Consider the following 17,823-nt stretch of genomic DNA (forward strand, 5'->3'; position numbering starts at 1 on the left):
AGGAACGCGGGCTTCTCGTCCTGCGATCCGGGCCGGCTCTATCTGCCCACGATCATGGACCCGGTCTACGGCTATCAGGTGACCAACGTCGAGGCGTCGATGTCCTCCCCGTCGTCCCTGCTGCACTGGACCCGGCGCATGATCGAGATCCGTAAGCAGAACCCGGCGTTCGGACTCGGCTCGTACACCGAACTCCAGTCGTCCAACCCGGCCGTGATCGCGTTCCTGCGGGAGTACGAGGACGATCTCGTCCTGTGCGTGCACAACTTCTCCCGGTTCGCGCAGCCGACCGAGCTGGATCTGCGGAGGTTCAACGGGCGGCATCCGGTGGAGCTGTTCGGCGGGGTGCGATTCCCGGCCATCGGTGAGCTGCCGTACTTGCTGACGCTGGCGGGACACGGCTTCTACTGGTTCCGGTTGCGCAAGGAGAACTCCTAGAAGCCCGGCGGGGCGGTTTCCTCCGCCCCGCCCGGGGCACGCATCACTCACACCCCGCCCCCGGGGAAAGGACGCGACGCCATGTCGGAAGCCGTCACCCGTACCCTCACCTCGACTCCGGGTTTCCTTGCGTCCCTGGACCCCCTGTTGCGGGAGTGGCTGCCGCGGCAGCGCTGGTTCGCCGGGAAGGGCCGTCCGGTCACCGGATTCTCGCTGGTGGCCGCCACCGAACTGCTGCCGGCCGACGGCAAGCTCGGCCTCTACCACCTCCTCGTGCGTGCTCATCAATCACCCCTGCCGGGCGACTGCTACCAGTTCCTCATAGGCGTGCGCGAGGCGCTGCCGCCCCGGCTCGCGCCCGCGCTGATCGGACACGTGGACGAGGGCCCGCTCACCGGACGCACGGTGTACGAGGCCCTGTACGACCCCCGGCCCGCCGAGCTGCTCCTGGAGGCGCTGCGCACCCAGGCCCGCATCGGCGGGCTGCGTTTCGAGCGGGAGCCGGACCAGGAGATCCGCCCGGGCCTGGTGCCGCGCGTGGTGACCTCCGAGCAGTCCAACTCGTCGATCGTCTACGGCGATACGTTCATCCTGAAGCTGTTGCGCCGGGTCGTACCCGGCGTCAATCCCGACTTGGAGCTGCCGCTGGCGCTGGCCCACGAGGGCTGCCCCCGGGTACCGGCGCCGACGGCATGGATCCGTGCCGAGCAGGCCGGGGAGCCGTATGTCCTCGGGGTGCTCCAGCCCTTTGTACAGGGCGCCTCGGACGGCTGGGAGCTGGCGCTGCGCGAGCTGTCCAAGGGCGAGGACTTCGCCGTAGAGGCGAGGGCGCTCGGGCGGGCCACCGCCGAGGTGCACACCGCGCTGGCCCGGGCGCTGCCGACGGTCACCCTCGGCGATGCCCAACTGGAGCTGATGGTCGACGGCATGCTGGAGCGTCTTGACGCCGCCGCGGAGGCGGTGCCCGCGCTCCGGCCGTACGCGCCCGGGCTGCGGTCCGCCTTCGAGGCGCTCGGCACGCTGGCGGCCGAGGGCCGTACCTGGACGGCCCAGCGCGTCCACGGCGATCTGCACCTCGGCCAGTGCCTGCGCTCGCCCGCCGGTCAGTGGTGGCTGATCGACTTCGAGGGCGAACCGGCCAAGCCGCTGGCCGAACGGCGGATGCCACAGCCCCCGCTGCGGGACATCGCCGGGATGCTGCGCTCCTTCGACTACGCGGCCCACTCGGCCGACCCGCCGATACCGGGCTGGGCCGAGACCTGCCGGGCCGCGTACTGCGCCGGGTACGCCGAGGTCTCCGGCGTCGATCCCCGTACCGACCCCGTGCTGCTGCGGGCGTGCGAGACGGACAAGGCGATCTACGAGGTCGTCTACGAGGCCCGCCACCGCCCCGACTGGCTCCCGGTCCCGCTGTCGGCCGTGCGCCGTCTCGCCACGGACGACGGCACTGCTCCCCCGCTCACCTCACCCTCGTCCAGGAGGCCCCACTCGTGACCCCCCGACCCCCGTCCCCCGGTCCCGATCCACACCAGTCGGCCGAGCAGGCGGCCGAGGAGAAGAGCGTCGCGAAGAAGGCGGTGGCGAAGAAAGCCGTGGCCAAGAAGGCGACTGCGAAGAAGGTCGCCGCGAAGTCGGCCGCCCCCAAGACGAAGTCCGCCGCTTCCAAGAAGACGACAGCGAAGAAGGGCACGGCGAAAAAGGCCCCCGCGAACAAGACGACCGCGAAGAAGTCGACGGCCAAGAAGGCCGCCAAGGCGCTGCCGCCGGAGCCCGTACCCGAGGTCGCCGTCTCCCCCGCCGTCGACGCCGACGACCGCGCCCGTCTCCTCGCCGGCACCCACCACTCCCCGCACTCCGTGCTCGGCGCCCACCCCGTGCCCGGTGGCGTGGCCTTCCGGGCTCTCAGGCCGTACGCACGTTCCGTGACCGTTCTCGCCGGGGAGCTGCGGGCCGAGCTGCACGACGACGGCGAGGGCTTCTTCTCGGGGCTGCTGCCGCTGCGGGGCGTGCCGGAGTACCGGCTTCTCGTGGTGTACGACGGCGCGGAGCTGGAGATCGAGGACCCGTACCGTTTCCTGCCCGCGCTGGGCGATCTGGACCTGCATCTGATCGGCGAGGGCCGGCACGAGCAGCTGTGGCAGGCGCTCGGGGCCGAGCCGATGACCCACCAGGGCGTGGCCGGGACGCGGTTCACGGTGTGGGCGCCGAACGCGCGCGGGGTGCGCCTTGCCGGGACCTTCAACTTCTGGGACGGCACCGGCTATCCGATGCGGTCGCTGGGATCGACCGGGGTGTGGGAGCTGTTCGTCCCGGCCATAGGAGAGGGCGAGCTGTACAAGTTCGAGATCACCCGGCCCGACGGTTCCCGCACCCTGCGCGCCGACCCGCTGGCCCGCCGTACGGAGGCCCCGCCCAACACCTCGTCGATCGTGCACGCCTCGCACCACGAGTGGGGCGACGAGGAGTGGCTGAAGCGGCGGCGCGGGCAGGTACCGGCGCACGAGGGCCCCTTCTCGGTCTACGAGGTCCATCTGCCGTCCTGGCGCCCGGGGCTGACATACCGTCAACTCGCCGAGCAACTCCCCGCGTACGTCAAGGACCTGGGCTTCACGCATGTGGAGCTGATGCCGGTCGCCGAGCACCCGTTCGGCGGTTCCTGGGGCTATCAGGTCACCGGCTTCTACGCGCCGACAGCCCGGCTCGGCACGCCCGACGACTTCAAGTTCCTGGTCGACGCCCTGCATCAGGCGGGCATCGGCGTGCTGATGGACTGGGTGCCCGCGCACTTCCCGCGCGACGACTGGGCGTTGGCGGAGTTCGACGGGCGTCCGCTCTACGAGCACGAGGACCCGCTGCGTTCGGCGCATCCCGACTGGGGCACGCTGGAGTTCGACTTCGGGCGCCGCGAGGTGCGCAACTTCCTGGTGGCGAACGCCATTTACTGGTGCGAGGAGTTCCATATCGACGGGCTGCGGGTGGACGCGGTCGCCTCGATGCTGTACCTCGACTACTCGCGTGAGCCGGGGCAGTGGATCCCGAATGTGCACGGCGGCCGGGAGAACCTGGACGCGGTGGCGTTCCTGCAGGAGATGAACGCCACGGTGTACCGGCGGGTGCCGGGTGTGGTGACGATCGCCGAGGAGTCCACGGCCTGGGACGGCGTCACCCGCGCCACCCACCACATGGGCCCGGGCGGCTTCGGGGGGCTGGGCTTCGGCCTGAAGTGGAACATGGGCTGGATGCACGACTCGCTGGGCTACCTGTCCCATGAGCCGATCCACCGCAAGTACCACCACAACGAGATGACCTTCTCGATGGTGTACGCCTACAGCGAGAACTACGTGCTGCCCATCTCCCACGACGAGGTCGTGCACGGCAAGCGGTCCCTGGTGTCGAAGATGCCGGGCGACTGGTGGCAGCAGCGTGCCGACCACCGCGCCTACCTGGGCTTCATGTGGGCCCACCCCGGCAAGCAACTCCTCTTCATGGGCCAGGAGTTCGCCCAGGGCGCGGAGTGGTCGGAGGCGCACGGCCCTGACTGGTGGCTGCTGGATCCGGCGTACGGGGCGGAGGCCGACCACCGGGGCGTCCGGGACCTGGTCCGGGATCTGAACATCGTCTACCGGCACACTCCGGCCCTGTGGCAGCGGGACACCGACCCGGCCGGCTTCCAGTGGGTGGTCGGGGACGCGGCGGAGGACAACGTCTTCGCCTTCCTGCGCTACGACACGGACGGCGTCCCGCTGCTGTCGGTCTCCAACTTCTCCCCGGTGGTACGGCACGACTACCGTCTGGGCGTCCCCGAGGACGTCCCGGCCTGGCACGAGACGCTGAACACCGACGGCGCGAAGTACGGCGGCAGCGATGTCACCAACCCCGATCCGCTCAAGCCGGAGCCCCAGGGCCGGCACGGCCGGGCGACCAGCATCCGCCTGACCCTGCCGCCCCTGGCGACGGTGTGGCTCCGGCCGGCCTAGCCGAGGCCGGCCGGCAGCGGTCCGGTGTGCAGTACGCCCAGTCTCTGCGTCGCCCGGGTCAGGGCGACGTAGAGGTCGCTGGTGCCGTAGCGGCCGGGCTCCACGACCAGGACCGAGTCGAACTCCAGGCCCTTGGCCTGCCTCGGGTCCAGCAGGACGACCGTCTGCGTGAGATCCGGTTCCGCGCCCGCCGTCACGCCGTCCAGGTGGGCGGCGAGCCGGCGGTGGAGGTCGCGCGGGGCGATGACCGCTAGGCGACCCTCCGCGGGGGTCAGTTCCTCGACCGCCTTGGCCACCGCGCCGGGGAGGTCGTCCGTCGCGCGGATCCACGGCCGTACGCCGGTCGAGCGGACCGAGCTCGGGGGCTCGAAGTCGGGGTTCTCGGCGCGGACCACGGCCGCCGCGAGTTCCATGATCTCGGCCGGGGTGCGGTAGTTGACGCCCAGTCGGGTGTGCTCCCAGCGGTCCTCCATGTACGGCTGGAGGATCCCGGACCATGAGCCGACCCCCGCCGCCTCGGCGGTCTGGGCCGGGTCGCCGACCAGGGTCATCGAGCGGGTCGGGCTGCGCCGCATCAGCAGCCGCCAGGCCATCGGCGACAGCTCCTGCGCCTCGTCGACGATGATGTGCCCGAACGCCCAGGTGCGGTCGGCCGCCGCGCGCTCGGCGGCGCTGCGGTGGTCGTCCTCCTCCTGCCGCTCGGCGAACCGCTCGGCGTCGATGATGTCGTGCGCGGACAGCACCTCCGAGGCGTCGGGATCACCGTCTTCCTTGTCCTCGAACTCATAGGTCCGCGAGGCGTACGACACGTCCAGCACGCCCTGCGCGTAGGCGATCTGGGTCTCCCGCTCGCGCTCCGCCCGCAGCCGCGCCGCCCGGTCGTCGTCGCCGAGCAGCTCGGCGGCCTCGTCGAGCAGCGGTACGTCCGCCACGGTCCAGCTCCGGGTCACCGGGCGGCGGATGGCGGCCGCGTCGGCGTCGGAGACGTACCCCTCCGGCTCGGCGAGGAAGTCGGCGACCACGCGCTGCGGGGTGAGCACCGGCCACAACTGGTCGATCGCGGACCAGACCTCGGGGTTCTCGGCGAGCTCGTCGCGGATCTGGGTGATGTCGCTCGGGTCGAGCAGGTTCGAGCCGTCATAGGGGTCGGTGCCGATGCGCTCGGCGACCATGTCGGTGAGGGTGTTGAGGATGTGGCCCTCGAAGTACTCCCGCGCCGCGTTGTGCGGCAGCCGCGCCGAGCGGGTGCGTTCGCGGGCGACGCCGACCAGACCGTCGTCGAGCATCAGGATCTCGCGGTCGTGCTCGATCGCGATCACCGGATCGGGCAGCGCCTGCCGGTCGCGTACGACGGCGGCGAGCACCTCCGCCATGTCGGCGCGGCCCTTCACGGCGGCCGCCTCCGGGGTGTCCGTCGCCTTCGCCCGGACACCGGGGAACAGCTCCCCGACCGTCGCCAGCAGGACGCCCGTCTCACCGAGGGAGGGCAGCACCTCGCCGATGTAGCCGAGGAAGGCGGGGTTGGGACCGACGATCAGTACGGCCCGCTTGGCGAGCAGTTCCCGGTGCTCGTAGAGGAGATACGCGGCCCGGTGCAGGGCCACCGCCGTCTTGCCCGTGCCCGGGCCGCCCTCCACCACCAGGACGCCGCGGTGCGGGGCGCGGATGATCTCGTCCTGTTCGGCCTGGATGGTCTGCACGATGTCGCCCATGCGGCCGGTGCGCGCGGAGTTGAGGGCGGCGAGCAGCACGGCGTCGCCGCTCGGGTCCTCGTGACCGGTGCGCTCCTGGTCCCCGAGGTCGAGGATCTCGTCGTGCAGCGCGGTCACCGTACGGCCGCTGGTGCTGATGTGCCGGCGCCTGCGCAGGCCCATCGGGGTGTGTCCGGTGGCCAGGTAGAAGGGGCGGGCGACATCGGCCCGCCAGTCGATGAGGATCGGGGTGCGGGCCGCGTCCTCGGTGCGCAGTCCGATCCGGCCGATGTGGTGGCTGACGCCGGAGGCGAGGTCGATCCGGCCGAAGCAGAGCGAGCCGTCGACCGCGTTCAGCGCGGCGAGCAGACCCGAGCGCTCGGCGACGAGGATGTCCCGCTCCAGACGGGCCTGCATGGGCGTGTTGCCCTGGGCGAGCGCGTCAGCGACGGAGGCCTCGGTGTCACCGCGCAGCGCGTCCACGCGCGCATACAGGCCGTCGATGAATTCCTGCTCGCCGCGCATTTCATCGTCCGGAAATTCGCTGTTTGACAATTCCACTCCCGCCCGGATATACTGCGCTTACTCAGCTTCTTCGCGACCCAATTCTCTTGAAGTCGCGAATCATTGAATATACGCAGAGAAATCCCCCGAGCGCAATTGCTCGGGGGATTTCTCTTGGTATCAGCTCACAGTACGTCGGCGATCTCCTCCAGGAGCCGCCGCTTGGGCCTGGCCCCGACCATGGATCTCACCGGCTCTCCGCCCCGGAAGACCATGAAGGTCGGCATCGACAGCACCTTGTAGGCGTTGGTGGTCCCCGGATTGTGGTCCACGTCCAGCTGCACCACCTTCAGCCGTTCCCCCTCCTCCGCCGCCAGCGCGCGCAGCACCGGTGCCATCTGCCGGCACGGCGGGCACCAGTCGGCGGTGAACTCCACCAGCACCGGCAGCTCGGACCCGATGACCTCCGCCTCGAAGTCGGCGTCCGTCACTTCACTCACCACGGCTACCCTCCCAGTTCGCACTTCGGATCCTCCGCGAGCGCAAGACGCACCCCGATCTGCGCCCGGACGGCCTGCAACTCGCCGATCAGCGCGTCGAGTTCGTCCAGCTTGCGCCGGTAGACCGCGAGCGAGGCCGGGCACGCGTCGCCCTCGGAATGCCCGGCCCGCAGACACTCCACGAACGGCCGGGTCTCCTCCAGTTCGAACCCGAAGTCCTGGAGCGTCCTGATCTGCCGCAGCAGCCTCAGATCGCTCTCGTCGTAGGTCCGATAGCCGTTGCCGGTGCGCCGCGCTGGCAGCAGGCCGCGCGCCTCGTAGTACCGAAGCGTCCGGGTCGTCGTCCCGGCCCGCTCGGCCAGCTCGCCGATTCGCATGCGTACGAACGTAAGCCTTCACCCCGACGTCAAGGCAACAGCGGTTTCCGCTCCACCGGCGAGGTGAGCACGATCGACGTCGTCGTACGGCCGAGCGCGGAGACCTCTTCGAGGACCTCCTCCAGATGGACCGTGTCATGGACGGCGACCTTGAGGATCCAGCAGTCCTCGCCGACCACGTGGTGCACCTCGGTGATCTCGGGGCGCTCCATCAGCTCCAGGGTCCTCGGATGCTTCAGGTTGTAGCCGCCGTGCGGATTGACCCGGATGAAGGCCTGGATGCCGTAGCCGAGCCGGGCCGGAACCACCCGGGCGCCGTAGCCGCTGATCACACCCGCCGACTCAAGGCGGCGCACCCGCTCGGTGACCGCCGCAGGACTCAGCCGCACCCGGCGGCCCAGCTCGCTGAGCTTGATCCGGCCGTCCGTCTGGAGGAGCTGAAGGATCTGCCGGTCGAGCGCGTCGAAGGCCACCGACGTTTCCTCGGCGGCGGCACGCAGACGCCGAGGTTCTTTTGGCGAAGCCGCCTGAACTCCCATGGTTCCCCCTTCAGAATACGGTGGTACGCGAAGAGAATTATGGTCATGGAAAAGGCACGAGAGGTACTGGTCATCGGCGGCAACCGCTATTTCGGCAAGCGCCTGATCCGCAGGCTGCTGGCGGCCGGTGACCGCGTCACGGTCCTCAATCGCGGCTCCGCACCACCGCCCACCGGCGCTGTTCATCTCGTCGCCGACCGCGACGACGAGAACTCCCTGCGGAAAGCGCTCGGTTCACGCACCTTCGACGTCGTGGTCGACCAGGTCTGCTACACCCCGCGCCAAGCGGCGGTCGCACGGCGGGTGTTCGGCGGCCGGACCCGGCGCTATGTGATGACGTCGACGGTCGAGGTGTACGAGTACGAGGACTCCCCCACCCCGGTCGTGGAGTCGGCCGTCGACCCGCGTACGGTCGCCGTCGATCTCGAACTCCCGTGGGACGACCCGGAGTTCCTTGAGTCGCACTACGGCGAGGGCAAGCGTCAGGCGGAGGCGGTACTGGCCACCGACCCCGCCTTCCCGTACGTGGCCGTGCGCGTCGCCCATGTGCTGGGCGGGGACGACGACTTCACCGGGCGGCTCGCGCACTACGCCGAGCGGATCCGCACGGGTGAGCCGATCGCCGTGCCGGTGGTGAACCGGCCCGCCACCTACATCCACGTCGAGGAGATCGCCGACTTCCTGGCCTGGGCCGTGGGCGAGGACTTCACCGGCCCGGTCAACGCGGCCTCCAACGGCCTGCTGGGCACCGACGAACTGTGCGAGGCGGTGGCGGCGCGGATCCCCGACGGCACGGTGGTGCTGCGGGGCGTCGAGGTCGGCGAGGTCTCACCGCTCTCCTTCGCCCGTTCCTACGGCATGGACAACGCCCGGGCCACCCGGCTCGGTTTCACCTTCGGCGACGTACGGCAGTGGCTGCCGAAGGCTGTCGCCGAGACCCTGGGGGACTGATATGCGGTACCGAAATCTTGGCCATGTACGCGTGAGCGCGATCGGGCTCGGCGCGATGCCGCTGTCCATCGAGGGGCGACCGGACGAGGCGCGGGCCCTGGCGACCGTGCACGCGGCGCTCGACGCGGGGGTGACCCTGCTGGACACGGCGGACTCCTACCACCTGCCGGGCGAGCCGCCCGGCCACAACGAGCTCCTGGTCGCCCGGGCGCTCGCCACATACGGCGGCGACACGGGGGATGTGCTGGTGGCCACGAAGGGCGGCAGGGGGCGGCCGGCCGACGGGAGTTGGACAGTGAACGGTGACCCGGACTGGCTGAAGGCTGCCGCGGAGACCTCGCTCAAGCGGCTGGGGGCGGAGGCGATCGGCCTCTACCAGCTCCACAAGCCCGACCCCGCTGTCCCCTTCGAGGAGTCGGTGGGCGCGCTGCGCGAGCTGGCCGACCAGGGGAAGATCCGGCTCGTCGGGGTCTCCAACACGGACGTCCGTCAGATCCGGGTGGCCCGCGAGATCCTCGGTGACCGGCTGGTCTCGGTGCAGAACCGGTACTCACCGGCCGTCCGGGACAGTGAGGCGGAGCAGAGGCTGTGCGCGGAACTGGGGCTGGGGTTTCTGCCGTGGAGTCCGCTCGGCGGGATCTCGCGGAGCTCGCTGGACGGGCCGTCGGCGATCGAGGGCGGTGGGGCGGGTCCGCTGGAGGCGTTCCATACGATCGCCCGGGAGCGGGAGGTGAGCCCTCAACAGGTATGTCTGGCCTGGCTGTTGGGACTGTCCCCGACGGTGATCCCGATCCCCGGGGCAAGCCGTCCGCGGACGATCCAGGACTCGGCCGGGGCGGCGGATCTGGTGCTGAGCGCGCAGGAGCGGGCGCGGCTGGACGACGCCGTCAAGAGCCGGTGAGGGATCGGGTCTCGGCGGCGTACAGCTCGGCCGGGTCGAAGCCCATGCCGGTGAAATGGCCGGCGAGTTCGAGGGACAGGACGCCGTGCAGGCGGGTCCAGAGGACCAGGGCCTGATGGAGGGCCGCGGGCGGGGCCGAGTGGTCGCCCGCCCAGAAGCGGTGCTCGGCGATATGCGTCTGGAAGGGGTCCTCGGCGACGACTCCCTCGGCCTCGCACGCGTCGAGGAGTACGGCCATGACCTCGGAGGCGATCAGGGTGGTGTCGGGCGGCGCCTGGTAGCCGGGGACGGGGGTGCCGTAGACCAGGAAGTACCGCTGGGGGTCGTCGAGGGCCCACTCGCGCATGGTCCGGGCGAGGTCGGAGAGGCTCGCGCCGGCCTTGGCGGCGGCCTGGAAACGGTCGGCGAGGCTGCGGTAGGCGTCCCTGATCAGCTCGGTGATCAGTTCGTCGCGGTTGGCGAAGTACCGGTAGAGGGCGGGGCCGCTCATCCCCATCTGCTTGGCGATCGCGTTGAGCGACAGCGCGGAGGCCCCGGCGCCGGCGATCTGCTCCCAGGCACGGGTCTTGATCTCGTCCCGCACCTGGGCGCGGTAGCGCTCGCGGGGGGTCTTGGCATCCGACTTGGGCACGATCGGCTCCTGACCGGTGGGGCTATAGCATCAATGGTTTGCTAGACGCTATCACCGGGGCCTGCCGTCGCCTGCCGCTACGGCGCGAGGCCGGGGGTCGGTTCCTGGGAGCGGTGGAGTGTGGCCGCGGGATCCGCTTCTTCCGGCCGCCAGTCCTCCTCGACCTCCTCCCCCTGCACCCCGAGGAGCTTACGGGTCAGACGGTCGCGGTCGGACAGGAGCTCGTCGAGGGCGGCGCGGACGTCGCAGGGGCGGGTGCGGTCGGATTCGGCCTCCGCCGCGATCAGTACCGCACGACGGACCAGCTCCTTGGTGAAGGACGCGGTCGTGCCTTCGGTACGGGTCACCACCTCCTCGGTGATGTCCTCGCCGAGGCCGAGACCCGCGCCGTACAGGTCGAGGAGGCGGGCGCGGCCCTCCGTGTCCGGGAGGGGGATCTCGACCGCCAGGTCCACGCGGCCGGGGCGCTGGACGAGGGCCGGTTCCAGGAGGTCGGCGCGGTTGGTGGTGAGCAGGAAGGCCACGTCGGCGTCGTCGCCGAGGCCGTCCATCTCGTTGAGGACCTGGAAGAGCAGGGGCTGGTCACCGCCCGCGTAGTCGCGGGCCTCGGCGATCAGGTCGCAGTCCTCCAGGACGACCAGTGCGGGCTGGAGCATCCGCGCCAGGGCGCAGGCCGGGCCGATCGCCGAGATGCTGGTGCCGGCGAGGACCACGACCGTGAACTGCGGGAGGTGGGAGAGGAGATAGCGGATCGTGTGGGTCTTGCCGGTGCCGGGCGGGCCGTAGAGGAGGAGGCCGCGGCGCAGGTGCTGGCCGGCGGCGCGGAGTCGCTCGCGGCGGCGGGCCACGCCGACGACCTGGCGCTCGACGCGGTCCAGGAGGCCGGTGGGGAGCACGATGTCGTCGCGGGAGAGGCTGGGGCGGCGGTGGAAGCGGAAGGGGCCGAGGCCGTGGCGGAACTCCGAGCCCTCGAAGGAGAGGACCTGGCCGCGGAAGATGTTGTGCTCGCGCACCAGGCGGTCGATGTCGGCGAGGAGGCGGTCGGCGAAGGCGGTGTCGGCGGCGAGGACTTCGAGTTCGACCTTGTTGCGGCCGTACTCGTCCTGGGGACCGCGCAGGAGGACGGCGAAGCGGTTGTCGCCGTCGGTGCCGAGGTAGAAACCGCAGGAGACACAGGCCAGTTCCTCGTCGGCGGAGACGGGGAGGCTGGCGTAGGCGACCGCGCCGATGGTGAAGCGGTCGTAGCGGTCGGCCGCTTCGAGGATGTCGCCGAGGGTGAGGTCGCCGTGGTGCTGTGAGCCCCTGAGGCCGACGAGTTCGTGGGTGCGGCCGTCCTGGGCGAACCAACGCTCCAGGGCGAGGTGGACGTTGGGGAGGTCGTACGGGGCGTAGGCCGCCTTGACCACGGGGCGGTCCGTGGGGGTGGTGCCGAGGTGTTCGCGGAGGCGGTTGCTGAGGTTGCGGGCCGGGTCGTGGTCGCGGTGATGGGGGTGGGCGACGGCGGTGAGGAAGTCGTAGAACAGTTCGCTGACTCGGTCGAGGTCGATGGGCTGTTCCGACTCGCTCATGCGGGTGCCTCCGGGGGCGGACGGGCCGTTTCATGCCGAGGTGTTCAGGGTGGGGGTGGAGTCGCGCGGGGGTCAAAGGAATTCCTTCGCCCCCGCCACCCCTCCCCCGGAGGCGGACCCCCGGACGGGCTCGGCGTGCGTCCCGTCAGGAGCATCAGCAGGTCCGCCATCGGTGCCCGGACCTCCTCGCCGCTCCCCCTCGTCCACTCGATGTCCGTCGCCACCAGCCTCGCCCGCGGAAGGGGCCAGGGGCGCGGGGGGAAGCGCATGGTCCAGACCCTGTCCGCCGCGTCCCGGGCGGCCGCCGCCGGCATCTCGCGTCGGTGGCCGAGGGCCAGCGCGATGTCCTGGCCGTGGACCAGGATGTCCAGAAGGGGTTCTCGGGGCGTGGTCGTCGGGGCCAGCCGGCGGTTGCCGATGACGGCTCGGAGGTTCGTCACGATCTCGGCCGTGGACAACCGCGCTTCGCGTACCGCCGTGTCATGGATCAGTCGGTTCATGTCGCCGCGCGCCCGGATCCAGTCGCGCACCAGGTCGCCGTACGAGAAGCGGGGCGCCAGGGTCAGATGGGCCGCCACATCGCGAACCCGCCAGTCGCCGCAGGCCGTCGGGGTTTCCCACTGCTCCGGGGTCAGGCCCTCCAGGAGGTCCGCCAGGCTCGCCCGTTCCTCGTCGACGACGCGCCAGCGCTCGTCCGTCCCCAGTACGACACCCACGGGAATCACCACCCACTCAAGTGGTAAGCTTCACTGACCAAATTAGTCAGAGAGCCTGACTAGTGTCAAGGTGGAAGCGGGAGGCTTCGTGGAGAGTGAGCTCAACACCGGCGTGCTGCTGTTCCTCCCTTACCGAGCCCTGGAGAACCGCGTCTTCGCCGCTCTCGCCGAGGCCGGTTTCAACGACTTCACGCCCGCCCAGGCCCGGGTCATGCAGCGCATCGCGCCCGACGGCACCCGGCTGACCGAGCTGGCCGAGCAGGCTCAGGTCACCAAGCAGACAGCGGGGTTTCTCGTCGACCAGCTGGAGAAGGCCGGCTATGTGACACGCGTGCCGGACCCCACCGACAGGCGGGCCCGGCTGGTGCGCGGCGCGGAGAAGGCCTGGGCGGCCAAGGAGGTCGCCGACGCCGTGGTCGCCGAGGTGGAGCGGGAATGGGAGGAGCACCTCGGCAAGCGGCGTATGAGGCAGCTGCGCGAGGCGCTCATCCTGCTCCGGGAGATCACGGACCCGTGGCAGACCTGAAGAAATGAGCCGAGCGGCCAGGCTACGGGGGAGTGCCTGACCGCTCGGTGTTCCGAGGGAGCCGGTGCTACGCCTTCGCGAGCTCCTTCTCGCCGGTGCCCTGCTCGGGGACGTCGACCGGGGCCTGGTCCGAGGCGCCGTCGTCCAGCAAGGTCTGCTCGTCGAACGGGATCCGACCGGCCAGCACCTGGTCGACCCGGCCGCGGTCGATCTCCTTGGTCCAGGTGCCGATCAGGACCGTGGCCACGGCGTTGCCCGCGAAGTTCGTCAGGGCGCGCGCCTCGCTCATGAACCGGTCGATGCCGACGACCAGACCGATGCCGTCCACCAGCGCGGGCTTGTGCGACTGGAGACCACCGGCCAGCGTCGCGAGACCGGCGCCGGTGACACCCGCCGCGCCCTTCGAGGCGACCAGCAGGAACAGCAGCAGCGGGATCTGCTCGCCGATCGACATCGGCGTACCCATGGCGTCGGCGATGAACAGCGAGGCCATGGTCATGTAGATCATGGTGCCGTCGAGGTTGAAGGAGTAGCCGGTCGGAACGGTGATGCCGACGACCGGCTTGCTGACACCGAGGTGCTCCATCTTCGCGATGAGCCGCGGCAGCGCGGACTCGGACGAGGACGTCGACAGGATCAGCAGGAACTCACGGCCCAGGTACTTGAACAGCGTGAAGATGTTCAGGCCCGCGACGACCCGCAGCAGCGCGGCGAGCACGATGAAGACGAACAGGAAGCAGGTGGTGTAGAAGCCGAGCATCAGCACGGCCAGGCTCTTGAGCGCGTCCACACCGGCCGAGCCGGTGACGGCGGCGATGGCGCCGAAGGCACCGATCGGGGCGGCCCACATCACCATGGCGAGGATGCGGAAGACGAGCCGCTGGATGTGCTCGACACCGCGCAGGATCGGCTGCCCGGCGGAGCCCATGGCCTGGAGCGCGAAGCCGGCGAGCAGGGCGATGAGCAGGGTCTGGAGGACCTCGCCCTCGGTGAACGCGGACACCATCGTGGTCGGGATGATGCCGAGCAGGAACTCGGTGGTGTCCTTGGCCTCCGCGTCGACCTGCGCGTGTCCGGCCTCCTTGACCGCGTCGGTCACCGCGAGGCTGGAGCCCGGGTCGAGGAGGTTGCCGACGACCAGGCCGATGCCGAGGGCCACCAGCGACATGACCAGGAAGTAGACGAGGGCGATACCGCCGACGGCGCCTACCTTGGCGGCCTTCCGTACCGAGCCGATGCCCAGCACGATGGTGCAGAAGATGATCGGCGAGATCATCATCTTGATCAGGTTCACGAAGCCGGTTCCGATCGGCTTCAGCTCCACCGCGAAGTCGGGTGCGACCAGACCGACGGTGATGCCCAGGGCAACCGCGACGATCACCGCGATGTAGAGATAGTGCGTACGGTCCCGCTTGGCTGCGGGTGCCGTATCGGGGGTGCTGGCGGCCACGGCTGCCCTCCTTGACGTCTTCGTCGGCATCACCGGCGTGCGGCTCACATCCGGGGGTTTTGAGGAATGCCGTGACTATCTCCCGCCCTGTGAGGGCGGTCACGCTTCCGTTCATTTAGTTCACGCTTAACCGGAGAGGCACACTGACGACATGCGCTTCCCCGTCCCCCGACCCCGCAGCCTGGCCGGCCAGCTCTTCGCCATGCAGGCTGTGCTGATAGCGGTGCTCGTCGCCGGGTACGCGCTGTTCAGCTACGTCAGCGACCGCAGCCAGGCCGAGGACGCGGCGGGCCGCCAGGCGGTGGCCGTGGCCCGCTCGGTCGCCGACTCCCCGTCGGTACGGCAGGCGATCCGCACCGACGACCCCTCGTCCTCGCTCCAGCCGTACGCGCTGCACGTCCAGCAGGACACCGGGGTCGACTTCGTCACGATCATGGACACGAAGGGCATCCGCTGGACCCACCCCAACCCCGAAGAGATCGGCCAGCGCTTCATCGGCCATATCGAGGGCGCGCTCAAGGGCGACTCGTTCACCGAGACGTACACCGGCACCCTCGGCCCCTCCGTGCGCGCGGTCACGCCCATCTGGGACGGCGGGAAGATCGTCGGCCTGGTCAGCGCGGGCATCAAGGTCGAGGAGATCAGCAAGCGGGTGCAGGACCAGCTGACGGCGCTGATCGGCGTGGCGGGCGGCGCGCTCGCGCTCGGCGCGGTGGGCACCTACGTCATCAACGCCCGCCTGCGCCGCCACACCCACGGTATGAACGCGGCCGAGCTCAGCCGGATGCACGACTACCACCAGGCCGCCCTGCACGCCGTGCGCGAGGGCCTGCTGATGCTCGACGGGCAGTTCAGGGTGGCGCTGATCAACGACGGCGGCCGGGAGCTGCTGGGCGTGTCCGAGGAGGCCGTGGGTACGTCCGTCGCCGACCTCGGGCTGCCGCCGTCGCTCACCGGTGCGCTGCTGGCGTCGGAGCCGAGGGTGGACGAGGTGCATCTGACGGCGGACCGGGTGCTGGTGGTGAACACCTCCCCGGTGTCGGGCGGGGAGCGCCGGGGCACGGTCGTCACCTTGCGCGATGTCACCGAACTCCAGTCCTTGATGGGTGAGTTGGACTCCGAGCGGGGCTTCACACAGGCGCTGCGCTCGCAGGCGCACGAGGCGGCCAACCGGCTGCACACAGTCGTCTCGCTGATCGAGTTGGGCCGGGCGGAAGAGGCGGTGGAGTTCGCGACGGCCGAACTGGAGCTGGCGCAGGCCCTCACCGACCAGGTGGTGGCTGCGGTCAGCGAGCCGGTGCTGGCGGCCCTGCTGCTGGGCAAGACGGCCCAGGCGAACGAGCGGGGCGTGGAGCTGGTGGTGTCGGAGGACAGCCGGCTCGACGACGGACTCCTGCCGCCGTCGCTGCCCGCCCGGGACCTGGTGACCATCCTCGGCAACCTGATCGACAACGCGGTGGACGCGGCGCAGGGCAGTGTGCGGGCGCGGGTGACTGTGACGGCGTACACGGAGGCGTCTGACCTGGTCATGAGGGTGTCGGACACGGGCGCGGGGGTGGATCCGAAGCATGCCGAGGTGGTGTTCGAGCGGGGGTTCTCGACGAAGCCGGCGGGCCCTGGGGGGCGTGGCCTGGGACTGGCGTTGGTACGGCAGGCGGTGAGCCGGCACGACGGGACGCTGACGGTGGCCGGGGCCGCCGGGGGCGGGGCGCAGTTCGAGGTGCGGCTGCCGCTGGGGACCGCACGGGCGAGTGAGGGCGTAGTTTCTGGGGGCGCAGTCTCTGGAGGCGACGTATGAGCACCGAAAAACCGATCCGGGTCCTGGTCGTGGAGGACGACCCGGTCGCCGCCGACGCGCATGTCATGTACGTCAACCGGGTCCCCGGTTTCACGGCGGTCGGCAAGGCGCACACGGGTGCGGAGGCGCGCCGCGCACTGGACCGCACCCCGGTGGACCTGCTTCTCCTGGACCTCCACCTCCCGGACGTGCACGGCCTCCAACTAGCCCGATCCCTCAGGGCATTGGGCCATCACGCGGACGTGATCGCGGTGACGTCCGCGCGGGATCTGGCGGTGGTGCGGGAAGGCGTGTCACTGGGTGTGGTCCAGTACGTCCTGAAGCCGTTCACCTTCGCGACCCTGCGGGACCGTCTCGTCCGGTACGCCGAGTTCCACGCGGCGGCGGGCGAGGCGAGCGGCCAGGACGAGGTCGACCGGGCGCTCGCGACTCTGCGGGCACCGGGCCCGGCGGCTCTGCCGAAGGGTTTGAGCGCGCCGACGTTGGAGCGGGTGACGGTGGCGCTGCGGGACTGCGCGGAGGGGCTGACGGCAACGGGGGTCGCGGAGGCGGTGGGTATTTCGCGGATCACGGCGCGGCGCTATCTGGAGCATCTGGTGGACGCGGGGAGGGCGGCGCGGAGTCCGCAGTACGGGACGGTGGGGCGGCCGGAGTTGCAGTATCGGTGGGTGAGCGGTCCCTAGCTGAACGGCCGTGCATAGAGGACGACTTGGGTGGCAAGTCCCATGAGGGCGAGGGCTTCGAGGACGGAGACGACGAGCAGCCCGGTGGACGTCTGCCCGGCACCCCAGTAGACGGCGAGCCCGGCGAGCGGAGCGACCGCGAAGGCCAGCAGGTCGATGGCGCACTGGATGGCTTTACGGGTGCTGCGGCGGGGGTCGGTGCGATGGGCTGTCTCCCAGCCGAACGCGCGCTCGGCCTGGGCGAGTTGGGTGAGGCGGGGGCCGAGGTCGTCGCGTATGTACTTCCCGATGGCGGAGATCTTCTCGTCGTTGACGAGGTAGGTCCAGCCGAGCACGACGCACACCGGCGGGATGGCCAGCAGCATGGCGGACTGCTCGGCCTGCGCGGCGGCGGCGATGACCGCGGCGACGACGGTGAGGGTGACATAGAGGAGGTTGTCGCGGAAGCCGATACGGGTCTTCTGCTCGTCCTTGACGGTCTGGTACTCGGCGAGGAGCAACTGTCCGACGCTGACGTCCGACTCCGCCATGCGCTTTCCTTCCCCCGGTGCACGTGCTTGGCAGTACCTTAAA

The 17,823-nt window shown here is 70.4% G+C and carries 17 protein-coding genes; 8 read left to right on the forward strand and 9 right to left on the reverse strand.

Annotated features, from left to right (window positions below):
• The 3 genes from H4N64_RS26310 to glgB all read left to right on the forward strand — a co-directional run.
• Positions 1–438, forward strand: a 438-nt coding sequence (locus H4N64_RS26310) for an alpha-glucosidase C-terminal domain-containing protein (protein WP_186284898.1), incomplete at its 5' end; no start/stop codon positions are given.
• Between the two features lie 81 nt (positions 439–519).
• Positions 520–1,932, forward strand: coding sequence for a maltokinase N-terminal cap-like domain-containing protein (locus tag H4N64_RS26315; protein WP_186284899.1), 1,413 nt, complete (start codon positions 520–522; stop codon positions 1,930–1,932).
• Positions 1,929–4,415, forward strand: coding sequence for a 1,4-alpha-glucan branching enzyme (gene glgB, locus H4N64_RS26320; RefSeq protein ID WP_186284900.1), 2,487 nt, complete (start codon positions 1,929–1,931; stop codon positions 4,413–4,415). The genes H4N64_RS26315 and glgB overlap by 4 nt, the downstream gene beginning before the upstream one ends.
• Here glgB and H4N64_RS26325 read toward each other — a convergent pair.
• From H4N64_RS26325 to H4N64_RS26340, 4 genes are all read right to left on the reverse strand, one after another.
• A complete protein-coding gene (locus H4N64_RS26325) occupies positions 4,412–6,631 on the reverse strand; it encodes a HelD family protein (RefSeq protein WP_186284984.1) in 2,220 nt (739 codons plus the stop codon). The genes glgB and H4N64_RS26325 overlap by 4 nt on opposite strands.
• A 164-nt stretch (positions 6,632–6,795) precedes the next feature.
• Positions 6,796–7,110: a thioredoxin domain-containing protein gene (locus tag H4N64_RS26330; RefSeq protein WP_186284901.1), complete on the reverse strand. Its 315-nt coding sequence runs from the start codon at positions 7,108–7,110 to the stop codon at positions 6,796–6,798.
• Positions 7,111–7,115: 5 nt separating this feature from the next.
• Positions 7,116–7,487, reverse strand: coding sequence for a MerR family transcriptional regulator (locus H4N64_RS26335; protein WP_186284902.1), 372 nt, complete (start codon positions 7,485–7,487; stop codon positions 7,116–7,118).
• Between the two features lie 29 nt (positions 7,488–7,516).
• Positions 7,517–7,960 carry an AsnC family transcriptional regulator gene (locus H4N64_RS26340; protein ID WP_186284903.1) on the reverse strand — a complete coding sequence of 148 codons (444 nt, stop codon included), beginning with the start codon at positions 7,958–7,960 and terminating at the stop codon, positions 7,517–7,519.
• Between the two features lie 111 nt (positions 7,961–8,071).
• Between H4N64_RS26340 and H4N64_RS26345 the strand changes: the two genes are divergently transcribed.
• Positions 8,072–8,977, forward strand: a complete 906-nt coding sequence (locus H4N64_RS26345; protein WP_418896294.1) for an NAD-dependent epimerase/dehydratase family protein — start codon at positions 8,072–8,074, stop codon at positions 8,975–8,977.
• Between the two features lies 1 nt (position 8,978).
• Positions 8,979–9,878 (forward strand): aldo/keto reductase, encoded by a 900-nt coding sequence (locus tag H4N64_RS26350; protein WP_186284905.1) that lies wholly within the window; start codon positions 8,979–8,981, stop codon positions 9,876–9,878.
• Here the strand turns inward: H4N64_RS26350 and H4N64_RS26355 are convergent.
• The 3 genes from H4N64_RS26355 to H4N64_RS26365 all read right to left on the reverse strand — a co-directional run bounded on the left by H4N64_RS26355 (position 9,865) and on the right by H4N64_RS26365 (position 12,802).
• Positions 9,865–10,509, reverse strand: coding sequence for a WHG domain-containing protein (locus H4N64_RS26355; RefSeq protein WP_186284906.1), 645 nt, complete (start codon positions 10,507–10,509; stop codon positions 9,865–9,867). The genes H4N64_RS26350 and H4N64_RS26355 overlap by 14 nt on opposite strands.
• 77 nt (positions 10,510–10,586) lie before the next feature.
• Positions 10,587–12,077, reverse strand: a complete 1,491-nt coding sequence (locus H4N64_RS26360; RefSeq protein WP_260859987.1) for an AAA family ATPase — start codon at positions 12,075–12,077, stop codon at positions 10,587–10,589.
• A gap of 44 nt (positions 12,078–12,121) precedes the next feature.
• Positions 12,122–12,802 (reverse strand): maleylpyruvate isomerase family mycothiol-dependent enzyme, encoded by a 681-nt coding sequence (locus H4N64_RS26365; RefSeq protein WP_186284985.1) that lies wholly within the window; start codon positions 12,800–12,802, stop codon positions 12,122–12,124.
• 79 nt (positions 12,803–12,881) lie between these two features.
• On the opposite strand from H4N64_RS26365, the gene H4N64_RS26370 reads away from it, so the two are divergent.
• Positions 12,882–13,319, forward strand: coding sequence for a MarR family transcriptional regulator (locus H4N64_RS26370; protein ID WP_186284907.1), 438 nt, complete (start codon positions 12,882–12,884; stop codon positions 13,317–13,319).
• Between the two features lie 67 nt (positions 13,320–13,386).
• Here the strand turns inward: H4N64_RS26370 and H4N64_RS26375 are convergent, their stop codons facing one another.
• Positions 13,387–14,799: a cation:dicarboxylate symporter family transporter gene (locus H4N64_RS26375; protein WP_186284986.1), complete on the reverse strand. Its 1,413-nt coding sequence runs from the start codon at positions 14,797–14,799 to the stop codon at positions 13,387–13,389.
• Positions 14,800–14,920: 121 nt separating this feature from the next.
• Here H4N64_RS26375 and H4N64_RS26380 point away from each other — a divergent pair, with 121 nt between their 5' ends.
• Together H4N64_RS26380 and H4N64_RS26385 are read left to right on the forward strand one after the other, a co-directional pair.
• Entirely contained in the window at positions 14,921–16,567 is a 1,647-nt protein-coding gene (locus H4N64_RS26380) for an ATP-binding protein (RefSeq protein WP_186284908.1), read from the forward strand.
• A complete protein-coding gene (locus H4N64_RS26385) occupies positions 16,564–17,250 on the forward strand; it encodes a response regulator (protein WP_186284909.1) in 687 nt (228 codons plus the stop codon). The genes H4N64_RS26380 and H4N64_RS26385 overlap by 4 nt, the downstream gene beginning before the upstream one ends.
• On the opposite strand, the gene H4N64_RS26390 is transcribed toward H4N64_RS26385, so the two are convergent.
• Positions 17,247–17,780: a hypothetical protein gene (locus H4N64_RS26390; protein ID WP_186284910.1), complete on the reverse strand. Its 534-nt coding sequence runs from the start codon at positions 17,778–17,780 to the stop codon at positions 17,247–17,249. The two genes, H4N64_RS26385 and H4N64_RS26390, sit on opposite strands and share 4 nt — an antisense overlap.
• Positions 17,781–17,823: the final 43 nt, after the last annotated feature.

The sequence above is a fragment of the Streptomyces cupreus genome, assembly GCF_014257025.1.
In the GTDB taxonomy this organism is placed as follows: Bacteria; Actinomycetota; Actinomycetes; order Streptomycetales; family Streptomycetaceae; genus Streptomyces; species Streptomyces cupreus.